A 16,447-nucleotide genomic window follows, 5' to 3' on the forward strand; every position below is an offset into this window, starting at 1 on the left:
CGTGTCAGACTCGCGTGCATGGGGAGGATCACTGGGCTGGAAGCCCTGGTCAGCGAGGTCCGGGCGGGGTCCCGGATCAAATACCTGCACTTCTGGGGCCACCGCCCCCGGCCGGACGGCACCATCGGCGCGAGCTGTCTGAGCCAGTGGTGGCCCTCACCCTTCGTGGTCGACGGCAGGCGGTACGCGACGGCGGAGCACTGGATGATGGCCGCGAAGGCCCGGCTGTTCGATGACGCGGAGGCCGAGCGCCATGTCCTCGCGGCGGCGCATCCGGCCCAGGCCAAGAAGGCGGGCCGGCTGGTGCGCGGCTTCGACGAGGCGATATGGGAGCGGGAGCGGTTCCGGATCGTGGTCGAGGGCAGCGTGCACAAGTTCGCCGCCGATCCCGCGCTGCGCGCGTTCCTGCTGAACACGGGCGAGCGGGTGCTGGTCGAGGCGAGCCCGGTGGACCGGGTGTGGGGCATCGGCCTGACGGCGGACGACGAGGCGGCCCAGGACCCGGAGCGCTGGCGGGGGCCGAATCTGCTGGGCTTCGCGCTGATGGAGGCACGGGCGGAGCTGGCCGCGGGCTAGCTCCGCCGGGGCCGAGCCTTTGCAGAGCGGGGCTTGATACGACGATGCCCGCCGGACCGGGTCGTGCGGTCCGGCGGGCGGGGGTCGAAGCGATCAGCTCTGTGCCGCCGCCGTCACCGGCGCCGAGACGGAGTGCAGGGAGCCGTAGTAGGGATCGGAGCTGGAGTGGTCCTCGTTGATCGCCGCGGTGATACCGATCGCGAGGAGCACGATCACGGCGACGCCGACGATGATCCCGATGACGCCCATGATCAGACCGGCCTGGGCCTGGCCGTGGTTGGTCGCCTCGCCGCGCTCGGCCCGGCGCCGTCCCTTGACGCCGAAGACCACCGCGAGGATGCCCAGGATCACGGAGGCGACGCCGTACAGGCAGAACAGGCAGATCGAGAGGATGCCGAGCACCATCGCCGCGGTGCCCATGCCGTTCTGCGGGGTCATCGGCATACCGGTCCAGCCGTAGCCGCCGCCTGCCGGGTAGCCGGGGTAGCCGTAGCCGCCCGCGGGCGGCGCGGACACCGGGGGCACACCGGGACCGGTGGGCGCGATCGGCGGGGGCGGCACCGGCTCACCCGTGCCGGGGGCGCCGAAGGCGGGCGGGGTGGGCGCGCCGAAGCCCGGGACGGGCGGGGCGAAGTTGGGCTGGGCGTACCCGCCGGTGGGCAGGTCGGTCACGGTGGCCTGCTCGTGCACGGACGGCGGCTGCGCCGGGGGCTGTCCCGCACCGGGCGCGGCGGGCTGGTCCTTGTTCAGCGACAGCCCCGCCTCGGGCGGTGCCCACGGGTCGTGGCCGCCGCCGGCCGCCCCACTCGACTGCGTTCCGTCTGACACGCGTACTTCCCCCTCGGTCGTTCGTCCCGCCATGCTACGGCCTTCCCGACCCGCCCCGGCCGGCCGGTCCCGTCGTCCCGGCAGTGGAGCGGAGCACGGCCGCCGGGCTCGTACGGCCGCTCCCCCGCACCGCTCGTCCGGCCCCTCCCCCTCCGGCGCCCGCCGCCCTCTCCGTCCGGCGCCCGCCGCCGCTCCCCGCGCCCACCCCGGCCGCACGGTTCCACCACCCCGCGCCACCCGATCCCACCCAGGATCCGCGCGGCCGCCCACCCGGTCCGCGCGGGCCCTCCCCTCGGCCGTGCCCCGCGCCCGCCCGCCTACGATGTCCTGTGACGATCAGCCGATCACCCGCGCCGCGCCCGCAAGGGCGCCTCGGCGCCCTGCTCGGGGAGGCCCCCTTGTCCACCAGTTCCGTACCCGCCACCGGCTCGGCCGACCGCGACCTGCGCGCGTTCATCGCCGGACTGCCCAAGGCCGAACTGCATGTCCACCACGTGGGCTCCGCCTCCCCCCGCATCGTCTCGGAGCTGGCCGCGCGGCACCGCGACTCCAAGGTGCCCAGCGACCCCGAGGCCCTCGCCGAGTACTTCACCTTCACCGACTTCGCGCACTTCATCGAGGTGTATCTGTCGGTGGTCGACCTGATCCGCACCCCGGAGGACGTCCGGCTGCTCACCTACGAGGTGGCCCGCGACCTGGCCCGCCAGCAGGTGCGCTACGCCGAGCTGACCCTCACCCCGTTCTCCTCCACCCGGCGCGGCATAGACGAGCGCGCGTTCATGGAGGCGATCGAGGACGCCCGCAAGAGCGCGGAGGCCGAGTTCGGCACCGTGCTGCGCTGGTGCTTCGACATCCCCGGGGAGGCCGGACTGCAATCGGCGGAGGAGACCGTGCGGCTGGCCACCGACGACCGGATCCGGCCCGAGGGCCTGGTGTCGTTCGGGCTCGGCGGGCCCGAGATCGGCGTGCCCCGCCCGCAGTTCAAGCCGTTCTTCGACCGGGCCATCGCGGCCGGACTGCGCTCGGTGCCGCACTCCGGCGAGACCACGGGCCCGCAGTCGGTGTGGGACGCGCTGAACGAGCTGGGCGCCGAGCGCATCGGGCACGGCACCAGCTCCGCGCAGGACCCGGCGCTGCTCGCCCACCTCGCCGAGCGGCGCATCCCGCTGGAGGTCTGCCCGACCTCCAATATCGCCACCCGCGCGGTGCGCACCCTGGACGAGCACCCGCTCCGGCAGTTCCAGCAGGCCGGGGTGCTGATCACGATCAACTCCGACGACCCGCCGATGTTCGGCACCGACCTCAACAACGAGTACGCGGTGGCCGCCCGCCTCCTCGACCTGGACGAGCGCGGTGTCGCGGACCTCGCCAAGAACGCGGTGGAGGCGTCCTTCCTGGACGCGGCGGGCAAGGCGCGGCTCGCGGCGGAGATCGACACGTACACCACCGGCCGGCTCGCCGGCTGAGGCACACCACGATCCGCACCACAATGGGGGCCATGCAGACCGTGACCGCCGTGGCCCACCGCGGCGACCCCTACCGCTTCCGTGAGAACACCCTCGACTCGCTGCGCTCCGGTCTCGACCGGGGCGCGGACGCCGTCGAGTTCGATGTCCGGCTCACCCGCGACGGTGTGCCAGTGCTGCTGCACGACGACACGCTCGAACGGCTGTGGGGGGTGGCACGACCGCTGAGCACCCTGTCCGCCGAGGAGGTGCGCGGGCTCACCGACGGCGGGGTGCCGACGCTGGCCGAGGCGCTCGCCGCGACCGGTGACAGCCGGGTGATGGTGGATCTGTGCGGTCGGGTGACGCGGCGGACGATGGAGCGGATCCTGGACGTGATCCGGCAGAGCGGGGCCGGGGACCGGGTGTACTACAGCGCGGGCGCCGAGACGATGCTCACCGTGCGCGCCGCCGACCCGACCGCGGAGATCGCGCTGACCTGGACGACCCTGGCCCCGCCGCGCCCCGCCCTGCTGGCCGCGATCAACCCCCGCTGGCTCAACTACCGTTTCTCCCTGGTCGACCACGACCTGGTCACCCATCTGCACCGCTCCGGCCGGCTCGTCTCCGTGTGGACCCCGGACACCCGGCGCTCCCTGCGCCGCCTGATGGCCCTGGGCGTCGACTCGATCACCACGAACCGCGTCGACGTCCTGCACGGGCTGCGCTCCCGTTAGGGCCCGTCAGGCCGGGGCTCCACCCGGGCCGCGCGGGGCGAGCGGGTTCAGCCGTACCGCCATCAGCGCCACGTCGTCGCTGCCGTCGGGAGTCAGGCCCTGGAGGAGGTGGGCGCACGCCTTCTCCGGGTCCGCGGGTGCGTCCCGGACCACCGCTTCGAGGCGTTCCAGGGAGCGTTCCAGGTCCTCGTGCCGGCGCTCGATCAGTCCGTCGGTGACGAGGACGACCAGGGAGCCGGGCGCCATGGTGACCCGTCGGGCGGGCGGATGGGGAAGTCCGAGGCCCAGCAGGGGGCCGTGCTCGCGCACATAGCGGGTCGTGCCGTCGGGGCTCCGCAGCAGGGGCGGCAGATGGCCGGCGTTCGCGACCTGGACGACGTGCGTGTCGAACTCGATCAGCAGGACGCAGAGCGTGACGGTCGCGCCCGGCGCCACGGAGGTGATCAGGTGGTCGAGGCGGTCCAGGATCGCCTCGGGCGCGTGGCCCTCGACGGCGTACGCGCGCAGCGCGTGGCGGACCTGGCCCATCACCATGGCGGCGTCCAGGGAGTGCCCGGCCACGTCGCCGACGGCCACCACCAGCCCGTCGGCCGTGCTGATCGCCTCGTAGAAGTCGCCGCCGATCTCGGTGCGTTCGCTGGCGGGCAGATAGCGCACGGCCAGATCCGCCCGCGCGGTCTCGGGCAGCCGTTCCGGCAGGAAGCTCCGTTGCAGGGTGAGGGCGAGGGCGTGTTCCTCGCTGTAGCTGCGCAGCGCCTCCAGGGCGAGCGCGCTGGCCTGGGTGAGCTGGGTCAGCAGCTGCTCGTCGTCCAGTGTGGTGACGGCGTCCACCGGCGCCACGATGGCCACGGGCGGTCGGTCGGCCCTGGTGCGGCCGATGACGGTGCGCCGCAGCGCGGGCTCCCCCAGTGCGGGCGGCAGCGGGAGCAGCCCCAGATCGGGCAGCTCGGCGTCCGCGTCGCCGGTCCGGTGGGGCAGGGCGGTGGTCACCGTGTGCGCCCCGGGGCCCCGTTCGCGCCGGGTGTGGGCGATCAGCGGGGTGCCCTGCGGGGTGGTGAGGAGTGCGGCCACGTCGCAGCGCAGGACGGCGGCGGCGCCCTCGGCCGTCACCTTGACCAGTTTCTGGGCGTCGGCGGCGCTGTACATCGCGAGGGTGGTGCGGTTGAGCAGGTGCAGCCGCTCCGCGAGGAGTTCGGCGCGGCGGCGGGCGCGGGCGTAGCGCAGGGTCGCCGTGACCGTCGCGAGCAGTTCGTCGGGGGCGACGGGTTCCACGAGGTAGGCGTCGGCTCCGCGGTAGAGCCCCTGGGCCCGGTCGTGGACGCTGATGGCGGAGGCGGAGATGTTGATGACGGGCAGGGCGGCGGTGGCGGGGTTGCTCTTGATGCGTTCGCACACCTCGAAACCCGTCATGTCGGGCAGCCCCACGTCGATGATGGCGATCTCCGGCCCGGGGCAGAGGCCGTCGAGCAGTTCGAGCGCGCGGGTGGCGTCCTCCGCCTCGGTGACGTGGTGCCCGCCGCGGCGCAGCGTGGTGGACAGGACGTACCGGTTGGTGGGGAGGTCGTCGACCACCAGGATGTGCGCGGGGGCGTGGTCCGGGTCGGGCTGGTGATTCATCGACGTTCCTCGGCGGGGGACGGCAGCGGAGCTTGGGCGGCCGGCCGTCGGGCGGCCGCCGTGTTCTCCTCGTGCCCCAGACTGGCCGCGAGGATCGCCGGGGTGAGACGGGACTTGTTCAGCACGGCGCGGACCGGGGCGAGGCGTGCGTGGTCCACGTCGGCGGGTTCCAGCGCGGTGACGACGATCACGGGCACCTGGGCGGTGGCCGGACAGGCGGCCAGCTGCCGCCGCACCTGGTACCCGCTCGCGCCGGGCATGTTGAGATCGAGCACGACGACGTCCGGCCGCTCCCGTTCGACGGCGGCGACGACGGCGCCGCTGTCGGTGAGCACGGTGACGGATCCGGCGAGTTCCGCCAGCAGGGCCCGGAAGCCGGTGAGCCAGGTCTCGTCGTCGTCGACGACCAGCACGGACCGCACCACGCTCGCCGCCTCCCGTGGTGCCGCCGGGAGGAGGGCCGGAATGTCGATGACGACCTGGGTGCCCTGTCCCACCACGCTGTCCAGCGTCACGGTGCCCTTCAGCAGTTCGGTCAGCCGGCGGGCGTAGGGCAGTCCGAGGCCGGTGCCCGCCCGGCCGCGCTGATGCGGCCCCCGCACCTGGTAGAACTCCTCGAAGACGCGGTCGAGTTCGTCGGCCGGAATCCCGACCCCGGTGTCCCGGACGGTGAAGACGAAGCGCGGCCCGCGTTCGTCCGCCGCCTCGGTGATGTCGAGCTGGACCGATCCCTCGACGGTGAACTTCAGCGCGTTCGAGAGCACGTTGCGCAGGATCCGGGTCAGCATCACCTCGTCCGTGACCAGGGGCGCCCGCTGGATGTGGTCCGGGATGCGCAAGGCGACCCCGGGCTGCGTGGTGCCCCGCAGCGTGCCGCGCAACTGGTGCAGCAGCGCCCGCAGATCGGTCTCGGCGGGCTGGGGTTCGAGGCGGCCCGACTCCGCCTTGGCGACGTCGAGCAGTTCGTCCACGAGCGCGAGCAGGGTGCTGCCCGACGCCTGGACGAGCCCGATCTGCTGGCGCTGCTCATCGGTCAGCGACTCCGCCCGGGAGTCCAGCAGCAGCCGGGCCAGGGCGATGACCGAGTTCACCGGGGAGCGCAGCTCATGGCTGACGTTGGCCCAGAAGCGGGTCTTGTACTCATGGGCGAGTTCGAGCTGCCGGGTCTTGTCCTCCAGTTCGGCATAGAGCGCGACCACCCCGCTGTTGGTGGCCTGGAGTTCGCTCGTCAGCTCGGTGTACAGCGCCATGACACCGGCGTTCGTCTCCTCCAGCTCCTCGTTCAGCCGCTGGAGTTCCTCCTGCTGGTGCTGGGACTCCTCCAGGGCGGCCAGCAGCTGGTGGTTCTGGGTGCGCAGGGCCTCCACCAGGTCGGCCCGCGAATCGTCGCCGGCGAGCCTGCCGCGCAGTTCGAGGGCCAGCTCCTCCAGGGCCGCGGCGGGCGTGGGGGTGCGCTGCACGAGCCGGAGTTCCTGGCCGCCGCCGTCCGGCGCGACCCGCAGCCCGCTGTCGTCCAGCAGGCGGGTGGCCGCGGCCAGCAGGCGCGACGGCGGACGGGAGTCGCCCCGCCAGCCGAGGTGTACGGCCAGCACGACGGTGCCCGCGTCCTCCAGGCAGAGCCGTGCGGCGAGGCCGGGTACGCCCAGCAGGCTCTCCCCGGCCTCGCTCACGACAGTGGTCAGCCGTACCAGCGGGCTGCCGGTCAGCCCGACGGCCCGGCACACCGACTGGGTCGACCGGCGCAGGGCGATCACATCGCCTCCGTCCCGCAGGGCGACGGTGAACACCTCCTGGCCGGCCGGCCCCGGGATCACGGCCGCTGCCCGCGCACGGCGACGACGATCCCGGCGTCGTCCCTGCGTACGGCGGCCTGGTTGAGGATCTGCGCGGCGACCAGCGAGGGGTCCTTGGCGAACAGGCCCGGCAGGTCCGCCGGTTTCCAGCGGTCGCTGAGGCCGTCGGAGTGCATGATGAGCGCCGACCCGGGCGGGAACGCGGCTTCGAAGGTCCGCGGGCGGGGCAGTTGCACGCCCACGATCCCGGGCACGGACAGCAGTCCGCTGCGGGAGCCCTCGGTGGCGACCAGGGCGCTGATGTTGCCGACCCCGCTCAGCCGTACGCGCTCCTCGCCCAGGTCGACCAGTGCGATCGCCACGGCCGCCCCGCGCGTCCCGCGCAGACCGAGGTGCACATCCCCGAGGACGGCCGCCGGATCCATGTGCCGGCTGTCGCGGAACGCCTCCCGGGCCCGGTCGGCGGCCCGCGCCGCGAGCGGCCCGTGCCCGAGCCCGTCGCACATCATCAGCGTCAGGGCGTCCGGACCGTGGCCGCTGACCGCGCGCACGGCCCAGGAGTCCCCGCACACCTGCTCGCCGCTGATCGGACGGGTCAGCCCACCGGTCGCGACCGGGTGCGGCCGCGGCTCCGGCGCCGCCCCGCCGGCCGCGGCCGCCCAGAAGCGCGCGTAGACGACCGTGCCGCGCCCGCGCAGGGAGTGCACTCCGGATTCGTCGGCCAGCCGCCCGACGGCGCCCAGGCCGATGCCCAGGGTGCCGGTGGCGGACGTGCCGTCGCGCAGTGCCCGGGGGACGTCCTCGATGCCGGGCCCGTTGTCGAGGGAGAGGCACTCCACGGCCGCGCGGTCCCGGTCGCGCACCACCCGCAGGGCGAGCGCGCCGTCGTGGGCGTGCTTGAGCAGATTGGTCGCCAGCTCCGTGACGCACAGCTCCAGCCGGGCCGTGTGCTCCGCGGAGAGGTGGACGCCACGGGCGAGCTGGGCCGCCTGATGACGTGCGGCGGCCGCCAGCGCGACATCCGCGCGCAGCCAGCAGACGTCCCCGGCCTCGGCGACGAAGGTGCTGCTCACCTGCCCCACTTCACAATGCGCACCGTGGTACCCGAGGGCCCCGTCTCGATGTCGAACTCGTCCACGAGCCGCTTGGCCCCGCTGAGTCCGAGTCCCATGCCGTTGCCCGAGGTCCAGCCGTCGGTCATCGCCAGCTCGATATCCCCGATGCCCGGTCCCTGGTCGCGGAACTCCACGAAGATCCCGGAGCGGCCCCCGTCCGTGACGGCCGCCACGCGTACCACACCGCCGCCGCCGTATATGAGCATGTTGCGGCCCAGTTCGCTGGCCGCGGTGACCAGCTTCGTCTGGTGGACGAGCGACATGCCGCTGCGCTGGGAGAGGTTGCGCACCGTCTGCCGTGCGGAGACGACGTCGCTGCTGTTGGCCACCGGTATGGCCTCGGCCGTGACGCCCGCGGCGCCGAAGTCCTTCATGCGCGTTCCGCGCCCAGGCGGCGCAGAAGCTTCAGACCGCGCTCGAGGTTGAGAGCGGTACGGACTCCGTTGAGGGACAGCCCCAGCTCGACGAGGGTCATGGCGACGGCGGGCCGCATGCCGACGACGATGGTCTCGGCGCCGAGGACACGGGAGATGGAGGCGTTGGTGGCCAGCATGCGGCCCACGAACGAGTCCACGATCTCCAGGGCCGAGATGTCGATGACGACACCCTTGGCCCCCGTGTCCACGATCCGGTTGGACAGATCCTCCTGGAGGTCCATCACCATCTGGTCCTCCAGGTCCGTCTGGATGGAGACCAGGAGGGTCTCGCCGATCTTGAGGACGGGAACGCGCTCGGTCACAGCAGACCCTTCACATCGTCTTCGGTCTCCAGCGCGATCTCCTTCAGCGCCTGACGGAGCGCGTCGGCCAGGGAGGAGTTGGTCGGGATGTCGCCGAACTCGATGCCGAGCGCCACGATCGTCTGGGCGATCTGCGGGCGGATGCCGGAGATGATGCACCGCGCGCCCATCATGCGGGCGGCGACGACGGTCTTCAGCAGGTGCTGGGCGACCTGGGTGTCCACCGTGGGCACACCGGTGATGTCGATGATGGCGTGCGTGGAGTCGGTGTCGACCAGGGTCTGGAGCAGCTTCTCCATGACGACCTGGGTGCGGGCCGAGTCGAGCGTGCCGACCAGCGGTACGCCGACGACCCCGTCCCACAGCTTGACCACCGGGGTGGAGAGCTCCAGGAGCTGCTCCGCCTGGGAGGAAATGATCTCCTCGCGGGTACGGACGTACGCCTCAGTCGTCAGCAGCCCGAGGTCGTCCAGCAGCCGGGCGAACTGGAGATACGCCTGGGCGGACGCGGCCTCACCGGCGAGGGAGGGCTCCAGCACCTCCTTGAGGGCGAAGACGCTCCGTGCGGTCTCGGTGGGCGTGAAGCCCTGGCGGGCCCGGTTGCGCGAGAGCTCGATCAGCAGGCTGCGCGCCTCGCCGAAGTGCTCCCCGCGGCCGTCGAGTCCGCCGATGGAGATGGCCTTGAGGACCGCCTCGTACAACTCCCCCAGCTCATGCCCCAGCTCCGCAAGGCTCAGCCGGCCCTGGAGGTCGTCACCGATGGTCCTCGTCCACTGAGCGAGGAAGTCGTCACGCCGTGCGGTCAGTATCTCGACCAGGAGCCGCGTGTTGATCTCAGCCGTCACGTTGTCCTCACTCGATCTCCGTTTTGTGTACTGCCGGAGGAACGATACGACAATCAGCAATTCCCCCCTCGCGCGGCCCGGCGCCCCCCGGACATCGCGTCCGCGGCCATGCCCGTGCCAGGTGCCTGGTGCCGTGGGCGCCGATCGCGGGCAGACGGAGAGAACACGCCGAGCGCCCAGGAGGAGAAAATGGAAGACGGGTCTTCGTTGAAGGCTGTGGGCTGGGCCCGCACGCTGCCCCTGAACAGCGGGGCGAAGACGGCGCGGGACTGGACCCGGGCGCACCTGGAGACGCTCGGCTGGACCCGGACCGCCCCGGATCTGGTGGATTCGATCGTGCTGACCGTGTCCGAACTCGTGACCAATGCCCACGTCCACGCCCGCAGCACGGCGCAACTGATCCTCACCTGGGACGACGGCTGCCTCCATGTGACCGTGCACGACTCCGACACCACCCTGCCCCGGCAACAGCGGCCCGGCGCCGACGCGCTGGGCGGACGCGGACTGCTCCTCGTTGACGCCCTCGCCCATGACTGGGAGATCCACCGCTGCCCCCGCGGCAAGGACGTCATGGCGTGCTTCCGGCCGACCGCACCCCCGAAAGCGCCTCAAGGCGCTTGATCTTCGTGCGGAGGACGTACAGCGGGAGGACCCCGAAGACGCCGAAGGACATGTCGATCAGGCTCCACCAGAACGGGATGCCGCGGATCGGGCCGCAGATGAGGGCGAGGGGGACGATGCCCGCGCAGGCGATCATGCCGAACTCGATCACCCAGATGTTGCGCACCGGGTCGCGGTAGGGGCCGTAGAAGGCGACCGCGATGACGAGATGGGCGAACGCCAGCCAGTCCGTGCCGTAGAGGACGAACGGGTACTGCGCGTCGACGGCGTCGAGCCCGTCCCGCACCCGTGCGATCCAGTCCATCAGCCCGGGCAGCAGATCCGGCACCCCCAGCGCCCGCAACACGCTCTCCGTCCAGTGGAGTTCATGCACCAGCGGGAACGCCGTGACCCCGCTCAGCACCAGGCACACCACGAAGAAGACCAACCAGCGGCGAATGCCCTTCAACAGGGCGGCTCTGTCGCTCATGGGCAGAGCCTACGCCTTGAATTGAACACGTTCAAAAGCCGGGGGATGCGAGCACCGGGAGTCCGAACGACCGTCAATCACGCCCCACTCCCCCATATGCCTGTACATTTCGGACCACCGTTTCGAGAGGTGGTCGCAGGGCGCCCCCGCCGGGAAGGACGGATCCGTCGATGTCAGCAACTCCCGTCGGCAGCAGGGAGATCCGAGGATTCCGGGCCGGTGACGGGCCGCCGCTCGTGGCCGCCTGGTGCCGGAGCGCGCCGGCCGATCCGATCACCCCGGACCGCTTCCGTACCCTCGTGCTGCTCGACGCCAACTTCGACCCCGAGGGACTCCGGGTCGCCGTGGCCGGCGGGCGTCTCCTCGGCGCCGCCTACGCGGTGCGCCGGCTGACCCCGCTGCACGGCACCGACCTGGAGCCGGAGCAGGGCTGGATCCCGTTCTTCTTCGTCGACCCCGCCGCCCGCAGGCAGGGACTCGGCCGGCTGCTGCTGACGGGCGCCCTGAACTGGCTGCGCGCACAAGGCCGTACCACCGTGGACTTCTCCTCCTACACCCCGCACTACATCCTCCCCGGACTGGACGCCGCGACCTACCCGGAGGCGGCGAAGCTCCTCGACTCGCTCGGGTTCCGGGCGCTGTACGAGGCGGCCGCGATGGACCGTTCGCTCGTCGGCCACCGGATGCCGGACGCCGTGGCCCGGCGCCGGGACGAACTCACCTCGCGGGGCTACCGGTTCGGCACTCCGGCCGACGACGACCTGGTGGAGCTGATCGCGCTCGCCGGTGACCACTTCACGCAGGACTGGGCGCGCGCGATCCGGGAATGCCTGGCGGGCGGGGCTCCGGCGGACCGGATCGTCGTCGTCCGGGAGCCCGGGGGGCGGCTGGTGGGGTGGGCGATGCACGGGGCGTACGAGTCGGCCGTCGAGCGGTTCGGGCCGTTCGGGGTGCTGGAGGAGATGCGCGGCACCGGGCTCGGCAAGGTCCTGCTCCATCTGGTCCTGGCCCGGATGCGGGCGCGCGGCGCGCACGGGGCGTGGTTCCTGTGGACCGGCGAGCGGTCACCGGCGGGCCGCCTCTATCGCGCCGCCGGCTTCGAGACGACCCGGGTGTTCCGGGTGCTGCGCCGGGAATCCGCCCGGTGATGGGGCGCCAACGCGGCCTGAATCGGCGGCACTTCGCGCTCGCGCTGCCCTCCGCCCTGCTCACCGCGGGCTGCGCGGCACCACGTCAGGGCACCGGCCGCCCCGGCGATCCGATCGTGCTGACCCTGCTCTCGCACTACTCCAGCGGGGTGCTCAAGAAGGCGCTCCAGGACCCGGTGGACGAGTGGAACGCCACGCACGACCGGGTCAAGGTCCGCACGAAAGCGGTGGAGTTCACCGATCTGCTGACCACGTTCATGGTCCGGCAGGCGGCGGGGCAGGGCGCCGACATCATCCAGCCGTACTGCCTGTGGACCGGCCAGCTCGTCCGGGCCGGGGTGCTGCGGCCCGCCCCGCCCGAGCACACGGCGGAGATCCGGCGCGGCTACAGCGCGGCCGCGGTCGGCGCCGCGTCGGTCGGGGGCCGCGTCTACGGCTATCCCACCGAGACGCAGACGTACGCCCTCTACTACAACGCACGGCTGCTGCGCGCGGCCGGTGTCCCCCGACCGCCGCGCACCTGGCCGGAGTTGACCGAGGCGGCCGAGCGCACCATGCGCCGGGACCGGTACGGCAACACGCTGGTCCAGGGGTTCGGGCTCTCCTCGTACGACGACTCCACCACCGTCGGCCAGACCCTCGCGCTGCTGAACGCGGCCGGGGGCGCCTTCGTCAGCGCGGACGGCCGGAGCACCGCGATCGACTCGCCTGCCGGGCGGGCGGTGTTCGAGCTGGAGCACCGTCTGGTCAGCACGGGGGCGAGCGCCCCCGGCGTCAATGTCTACCAGGCGTTCCCCGCCGGGCAGGTGGCCATGGTGATCAGCGCGGGCTGGTGGACCGGCAGTCTGAAACCGCTGATGGGCGCGGACTACCGGGAGGTCGGCGTCGCCCCCGTACCGGTCCCCCGCGCGGGCGACCGGCCCGCCACGCTCTCCACCGGTTTTCTGCTCGGGGTCAACGCGGCCAGCCGATTCCCGCGCGAGGCCTGGGAGTTCCTGCGCTGGCTCAACGCGGAGCGGACCGGCCCGAAGGGCGTGACCCGTATGAGCGCCCTCCAGGTGTCGGTCGGCTCGCTCACCGGCCGGGCCGACGACATGCGGGCGCTGCTCGGCAGGGGCGGGGACCCGAATCTGCGGCCGTTCCTGGACGCGCTGGCGTACGCGGTGCCGGAGCCGAACATGCCCGGCGCGCAGCAGGCGAAGACGCTGCTGCGCACCCATATCGAGGCGCTGTGGACCGGTCAGCAGTCGGTGGCGGAGGCGCTGCGCGGCACGCGCCGGCAGGTCGATCAGGAGGTGTCGCGGCTGTGGTGAACACGCTCGCCCCGGAGCGGGCCGGACATTCCGCGTCCCGCGCACGGCCGCCGGGACCCGGTCCGGCCGCGCGCGCCCGCCGCCGCCAGACGGTGGTCGCCTATCTCTTCCTGGCCCCGGTCCTGCTGTTCTTCGCGGTCTTCCTCGCGCTGCCGCTCGGCTTCGCCCTGCTGCTGTCGATGTCGCGCTGGTCCGGGTTCGATCTCGGGGAGATCCGGCCGGTCGGCCCGGCCAACTTCACGGGGCTGTTCGCGCGGGGGTCGACGTTCCTGGCGCCGGTCCTCACCAACACGGTGCTGTTCGCGCTGGGGACGGTGGTCATCGCGCTCGCGGGCTCGGTGCTCGTCGCCACCTGCATCGACCGGCTGCGGTTCCAGGGGCTGTGGCGGACGCTGTACTTCCTGCCGATGGTCACGACCGTGGTCGCCGTCGGCAATGTGTGGAAGTACATGTACGAGCCGGGCGGCCTCGTCAACGGCGTCCTGAACGCCCTCGGGCTCGGCTCGGTCGCCTTCCTCCAGGATCCGCACACGGCGCTGCCCGCGGTGGTGGTCGTCCAGGCGTGGGCCTCGGCGGGGTCGGCGATCCTGGTCCTCACGGCGGGGCTGAAGTCGATCCCGCGCTCGTACTACGAGGCCGCGGAGCTGGACGGCGCCGGTGCCGTCACCGTCTTCCGCAAGATCACGCTGCCGTTGCTGCGGCCCTCGCTGCTGTTCGTGTGCATCACCCAATTCCTCACCGGGCTCCAGTCGTTCGCGCTGATCACGGTGATGACCAAGGGCGGTCCCGGTGACGCGACGGCGGTGGCCGCGCTGGAGATGTACCGGCAGGCGTTCTCGTACGGCGACTGGGGTACGGCGAGCGCGGCCGCGTTCGTGCTGTTCGTGGTGGTGCTGGTGATCACGCTGGTGCAGTTGTGGGTGTTCCGGCGCAGCGGGGAGGACGCGTGAGCCGCCGCCGTCAGCGGGTGCCGTGGGTGTCGTATCTGCTGGTCCTGTCCGGTGCCGTGCTCATGGTGGTGCCGTTCCTGGACATGGTGATGACGTCCTTCAAGGGGCCGGGCGAGTCGGGGAAACTGCCGTACCGCTTCCTCCCGAAGGGGTTCGACTTCGGCAACTACGCCGCCGCGCTGCACCAGTTGGACCTGCCGGTGCTGTTCCGCAACAGTGCCACCGCGACGGCGCTGATCACCGGCTCGGTGCTGCTCACCTCGTCGCTCGCCGGGTACGCGCTCGCCAAACTCCGGTTCCGGGGACGGGACTTCATCTTCCGGCTGGTGCTGGCCACGATGATGTTCCCGCCGTTCCTCTTCTTCATCCCGCACTTCCTGATCCTGGTGCACTGGCCGCTGGCGGGCGGCAACGATGTGCTCGGGCGGGGCGGCGCGGGGCTGACCGTCAGCGTGGTGGCGCTCGCGATGCCGTTCCTCGTCAACGGGTTCGGGATCTTCCTGATGCGGCAGTTCATGGTCTCGGTCCCGGACGAGATCCTGGAGGCCGCCCGCCTGGACGGCGCGGGCGAGTTCACCCTCTGGTGGCGCATCGTCCTGCCCCAGACCAAGCCGGTCCTGGTCACCCTGGCCCTGCTGACCTTCGTGGACGCCTGGAACGAGTACATCTGGGCCCTGCTGATCTCCACCGCCGACCCGGACGTGATGACCCTCCCGGTCGGCATCCAGCTCCTCCAGGACTACGTCGACCCCACCCGCACCATGCCGGTCGTCATGGCCGCCCTGGTCCTGAGCATCCTCCCGGTCCTGGTCCTCTTCCTGCTGCTCCAGAAGCACTACATCCGGGGCGTGATGCTCAGCGGCCTGAAGTGAGGCACCGTCGCGCGTCCAGATCGAGGCCCGAGCCCTCCGCCGGGCGCTGCGCCCGCGCCGCCGGTACCCGGCTCACAGGCCCACGATCTGGTTCCAGCGCCGGGCGAACTCCACGCGTTCCGCGGAGGTGATGTCGCGGGCGATGGCGAGACGGGAGCGCATGGTGGAGTCGGGGAAGATCAGGGGATTGTCGGCGAGGGCCGCGGTGTCCTTGTCGGCGGCGTCGGCCAGGACGTCCTTGGCGGCCGGGACCGGGCAGACGTAGTTGACCCAGGCGGCCAGCTTCGCGGCGACCTCCGGGTCGTAGTAGTAGTCGACCAGTCGCTCGGCGTTGGCCTTGTGATCGGCCCGGTTGGGGATCATCAGGGAGTCCGACCACAGCTCGGCGCCCTCCTCGGGGACGACGAAGCGGATGTCGGGGTTGTCCGCCTGGAGCTGGATGACATCGCCCGAGTACGCCTGGCAGGCCAGGACGTCGCCGCTGACCAGGTCCTTGGTGTAGTCGTTGCCGGTGAAGCGGCGGATCTGGCCCCGGCGGACCTGTCGTTCCACCTCGTCGCACATGGTGTGGAAGTCGTGCGCGGTCCACTTGGTGACATCCACGCCGTTGCCCTGCATCAGCAGCGCGAAGGACTCGTCCAGGCCGGACAGGAGGGTGACCCGGCCCTTGAGGTCGTTCGCCCAGAGGTCCTTGACCGCGCGGATCTCGCGGCCGAGCTTCTTGCGGTTGTAGGCGATGCCGGTGATCCCGGACTGCCACGGCACGGTGAATCTGCGGCCCTTGTCGAAGGCGGGCGTGCGCAGCAGCGGGTCGAGGTACTTCGCCACGTTCGGCTGGTGCGCGCGGTCCATCTCCTGCACCCAGCCCAGCCGTACGAACCGGGCGCACATCCAGTCGCTGATGACGATCAGATCGCGGCCCGTGGACTGGTGGTTCATCAGCGCGGGGCTGATCTTGCCGAAGAACTCGTCGTTGTCGTTGATCTCCTCGACGTACTCCACGCGTATCCCGGTGCGCTTCTCGAACGCGTCGAGGGTGGGCCGACGGTTCGGGTTCTTGTCGTCGGTGTCGATGTACAGCGGCCAGTTCGCCCAGGTCAGCCGGTGATCGGAGGCGGACTCGTCACTCACCGATCGATCGCCGGGCCGGACGTAGGCGGCGGGCACTCCACAGCCGGCCAGCGCACCGAGCGCGGCGGTGCCGCCGAGCGCGCGCAGCAGGGAACGGCGGGAGACGGTCGTACGCGAAGAAGTCTGGGGCACCCCGGAAGGATGCCGCTCCCCCGTCCGGGCACACAATCGACGCTGCGTCGAGCGGGGAGCGCCCTGTCCGACACCTTGTCGATCAGTCCGGTGCGCCAAAAGGCGGCCCCCGCACA

17 protein-coding genes are annotated in these 16,447 nt (G+C 72.0%); 8 read left to right on the forward strand and 9 right to left on the reverse strand.

Translation table 11 applies throughout. From position 1 onward, the window contains the following. The first annotated feature begins 18 nt into the window (after positions 1-18). Positions 19-576, forward strand: coding sequence for an NADAR family protein (locus HEP81_RS11810; protein ID WP_037654496.1), 558 nt, complete (start codon positions 19-21; stop codon positions 574-576). Between the two features lie 93 nt (positions 577-669). On the opposite strand, the gene HEP81_RS11815 is transcribed toward HEP81_RS11810, so the two are convergent. After that, positions 670-1,404 (reverse strand): DUF4190 domain-containing protein, encoded by a 735-nt coding sequence (locus tag HEP81_RS11815; protein WP_037654497.1) that lies wholly within the window; start codon positions 1,402-1,404, stop codon positions 670-672. 380 nt (positions 1,405-1,784) lie between these two features. Between HEP81_RS11815 and HEP81_RS11820 the strand changes: the two genes are divergently transcribed. Both HEP81_RS11820 and HEP81_RS11825 read left to right on the forward strand, forming a co-directional pair. Next, positions 1,785-2,870, forward strand: a complete 1,086-nt coding sequence (locus tag HEP81_RS11820; RefSeq protein WP_375139895.1) for an adenosine deaminase — start codon at positions 1,785-1,787, stop codon at positions 2,868-2,870. A 32-nt stretch (positions 2,871-2,902) separates the two neighbouring features. Beyond that, positions 2,903-3,586 carry a glycerophosphodiester phosphodiesterase gene (locus HEP81_RS11825; RefSeq protein WP_037654501.1) on the forward strand — a complete coding sequence of 228 codons (684 nt, stop codon included), beginning with the start codon at positions 2,903-2,905 and terminating at the stop codon, positions 3,584-3,586. 6 nt (positions 3,587-3,592) lie between these two features. Here the strand turns inward: HEP81_RS11825 and HEP81_RS11830 are convergent, their stop codons facing one another. The 6 genes from HEP81_RS11830 to HEP81_RS11855 are packed head-to-tail and all read right to left on the reverse strand — an operon-like array spanning position 3,593 to position 9,695. Next, a complete protein-coding gene (locus HEP81_RS11830) occupies positions 3,593-5,203 on the reverse strand; it encodes a fused response regulator/phosphatase (protein WP_037654504.1) in 1,611 nt (536 codons plus the stop codon). After that, a complete protein-coding gene (locus tag HEP81_RS11835; protein ID WP_106979898.1) occupies positions 5,200-7,017 on the reverse strand; it encodes an ATP-binding protein in 1,818 nt (605 codons plus the stop codon). Before HEP81_RS11835 ends, HEP81_RS11830 begins: the two co-directional genes overlap by 4 nt. Next, complete coding sequence (locus HEP81_RS11840; protein WP_172636846.1) at positions 7,014-8,078, reverse strand: ATP-binding SpoIIE family protein phosphatase; 1,065 nt, start codon at positions 8,076-8,078, stop codon at positions 7,014-7,016. The genes HEP81_RS11835 and HEP81_RS11840 overlap by 4 nt, the downstream gene beginning before the upstream one ends. Then, the gene (locus HEP81_RS11845; protein ID WP_037654506.1) at positions 8,066-8,485 is read right to left on the reverse strand and encodes an anti-sigma regulatory factor; all 420 of its coding nucleotides are present in this window, start codon (positions 8,483-8,485) and stop codon (positions 8,066-8,068) included. Before HEP81_RS11845 ends, HEP81_RS11840 begins: the two co-directional genes overlap by 13 nt. After that, positions 8,482-8,850, reverse strand: a complete 369-nt coding sequence (locus HEP81_RS11850; protein ID WP_037654508.1) for an STAS domain-containing protein — start codon at positions 8,848-8,850, stop codon at positions 8,482-8,484. The genes HEP81_RS11845 and HEP81_RS11850 overlap by 4 nt, the downstream gene beginning before the upstream one ends. Further along, positions 8,847-9,695: an STAS domain-containing protein gene (locus HEP81_RS11855; RefSeq protein WP_037654510.1), complete on the reverse strand. Its 849-nt coding sequence runs from the start codon at positions 9,693-9,695 to the stop codon at positions 8,847-8,849. Before HEP81_RS11855 ends, HEP81_RS11850 begins: the two co-directional genes overlap by 4 nt. Positions 9,696-9,884: 189 nt before the next feature. Between HEP81_RS11855 and HEP81_RS11860 the strand changes: the two genes are divergently transcribed. Next, positions 9,885-10,316 (forward strand): ATP-binding protein, encoded by a 432-nt coding sequence (locus HEP81_RS11860; RefSeq protein ID WP_037654512.1) that lies wholly within the window; start codon positions 9,885-9,887, stop codon positions 10,314-10,316. Here HEP81_RS11860 and HEP81_RS11865 read toward each other — a convergent pair. Beyond that, a complete protein-coding gene (locus HEP81_RS11865) occupies positions 10,264-10,785 on the reverse strand; it encodes a hypothetical protein (RefSeq protein WP_037654515.1) in 522 nt (173 codons plus the stop codon). The genes HEP81_RS11860 and HEP81_RS11865 overlap by 53 nt on opposite strands. Positions 10,786-10,955: 170 nt before the next feature. On the opposite strand from HEP81_RS11865, the gene HEP81_RS11870 reads away from it, so the two are divergent. From HEP81_RS11870 to HEP81_RS11885, 4 genes are read left to right on the forward strand one after another with little or no spacing between them, the layout of a single operon-like run. Continuing rightward, positions 10,956-11,933: a GNAT family N-acetyltransferase gene (locus tag HEP81_RS11870; protein WP_051850096.1), complete on the forward strand. Its 978-nt coding sequence runs from the start codon at positions 10,956-10,958 to the stop codon at positions 11,931-11,933. Further along, positions 11,933-13,246, forward strand: a complete 1,314-nt coding sequence (locus HEP81_RS11875) for an ABC transporter substrate-binding protein (protein ID WP_243279395.1) — start codon at positions 11,933-11,935, stop codon at positions 13,244-13,246. Before HEP81_RS11870 ends, HEP81_RS11875 begins: the two co-directional genes overlap by 1 nt. Continuing rightward, positions 13,240-14,196, forward strand: coding sequence for a carbohydrate ABC transporter permease (locus HEP81_RS11880; RefSeq protein WP_037654517.1), 957 nt, complete (start codon positions 13,240-13,242; stop codon positions 14,194-14,196). The genes HEP81_RS11875 and HEP81_RS11880 overlap by 7 nt, the downstream gene beginning before the upstream one ends. Then, a complete protein-coding gene (locus HEP81_RS11885) occupies positions 14,193-15,068 on the forward strand; it encodes a carbohydrate ABC transporter permease (protein WP_037654519.1) in 876 nt (291 codons plus the stop codon). Before HEP81_RS11880 ends, HEP81_RS11885 begins: the two co-directional genes overlap by 4 nt. Positions 15,069-15,140: 72 nt before the next feature. Here HEP81_RS11885 and HEP81_RS11890 read toward each other — a convergent pair whose 3' ends face one another. Continuing rightward, positions 15,141-16,331: an extracellular solute-binding protein gene (locus HEP81_RS11890; protein WP_037654521.1), complete on the reverse strand. Its 1,191-nt coding sequence runs from the start codon at positions 16,329-16,331 to the stop codon at positions 15,141-15,143. Between the last annotated feature and the right edge of the window lie 116 nt (positions 16,332-16,447).

It is taken from the genome of Streptomyces griseofuscus (assembly GCF_014673495.1).
In the GTDB taxonomy this organism is placed as follows: Bacteria; Actinomycetota; Actinomycetes; order Streptomycetales; family Streptomycetaceae; genus Streptomyces; species Streptomyces murinus.

Excerpts from the sequence above, each read along its gene's own strand:
- HEP81_RS11810 (WP_037654496.1), top strand. The coding sequence starts at position 19 with ATGGGGAGGATCACTGGGCTGGAAGCCCTGGTCAGCGAGGTCCGGGCG.
- HEP81_RS11825 (WP_037654501.1), top strand. The coding sequence starts at position 2,903 with ATGCAGACCGTGACCGCCGTGGCCCACCGCGGCGACCCCTACCGCTTC.
- HEP81_RS11830 (WP_037654504.1), bottom strand. The coding sequence starts at position 5,203 with ATGAATCACCAGCCCGACCCGGACCACGCCCCCGCGCACATCCTGGTG.
- HEP81_RS11845 (WP_037654506.1), bottom strand. The coding sequence starts at position 8,485 with ATGAAGGACTTCGGCGCCGCGGGCGTCACGGCCGAGGCCATACCGGTG.
- HEP81_RS11860 (WP_037654512.1), top strand. The coding sequence starts at position 9,885 with ATGGAAGACGGGTCTTCGTTGAAGGCTGTGGGCTGGGCCCGCACGCTG.
- HEP81_RS11865 (WP_037654515.1), bottom strand. The coding sequence starts at position 10,785 with ATGAGCGACAGAGCCGCCCTGTTGAAGGGCATTCGCCGCTGGTTGGTC.
- HEP81_RS11870 (WP_051850096.1), top strand. The coding sequence starts at position 10,956 with ATGTCAGCAACTCCCGTCGGCAGCAGGGAGATCCGAGGATTCCGGGCC.
- HEP81_RS11875 (WP_243279395.1), top strand. The coding sequence starts at position 11,933 with ATGGGGCGCCAACGCGGCCTGAATCGGCGGCACTTCGCGCTCGCGCTG.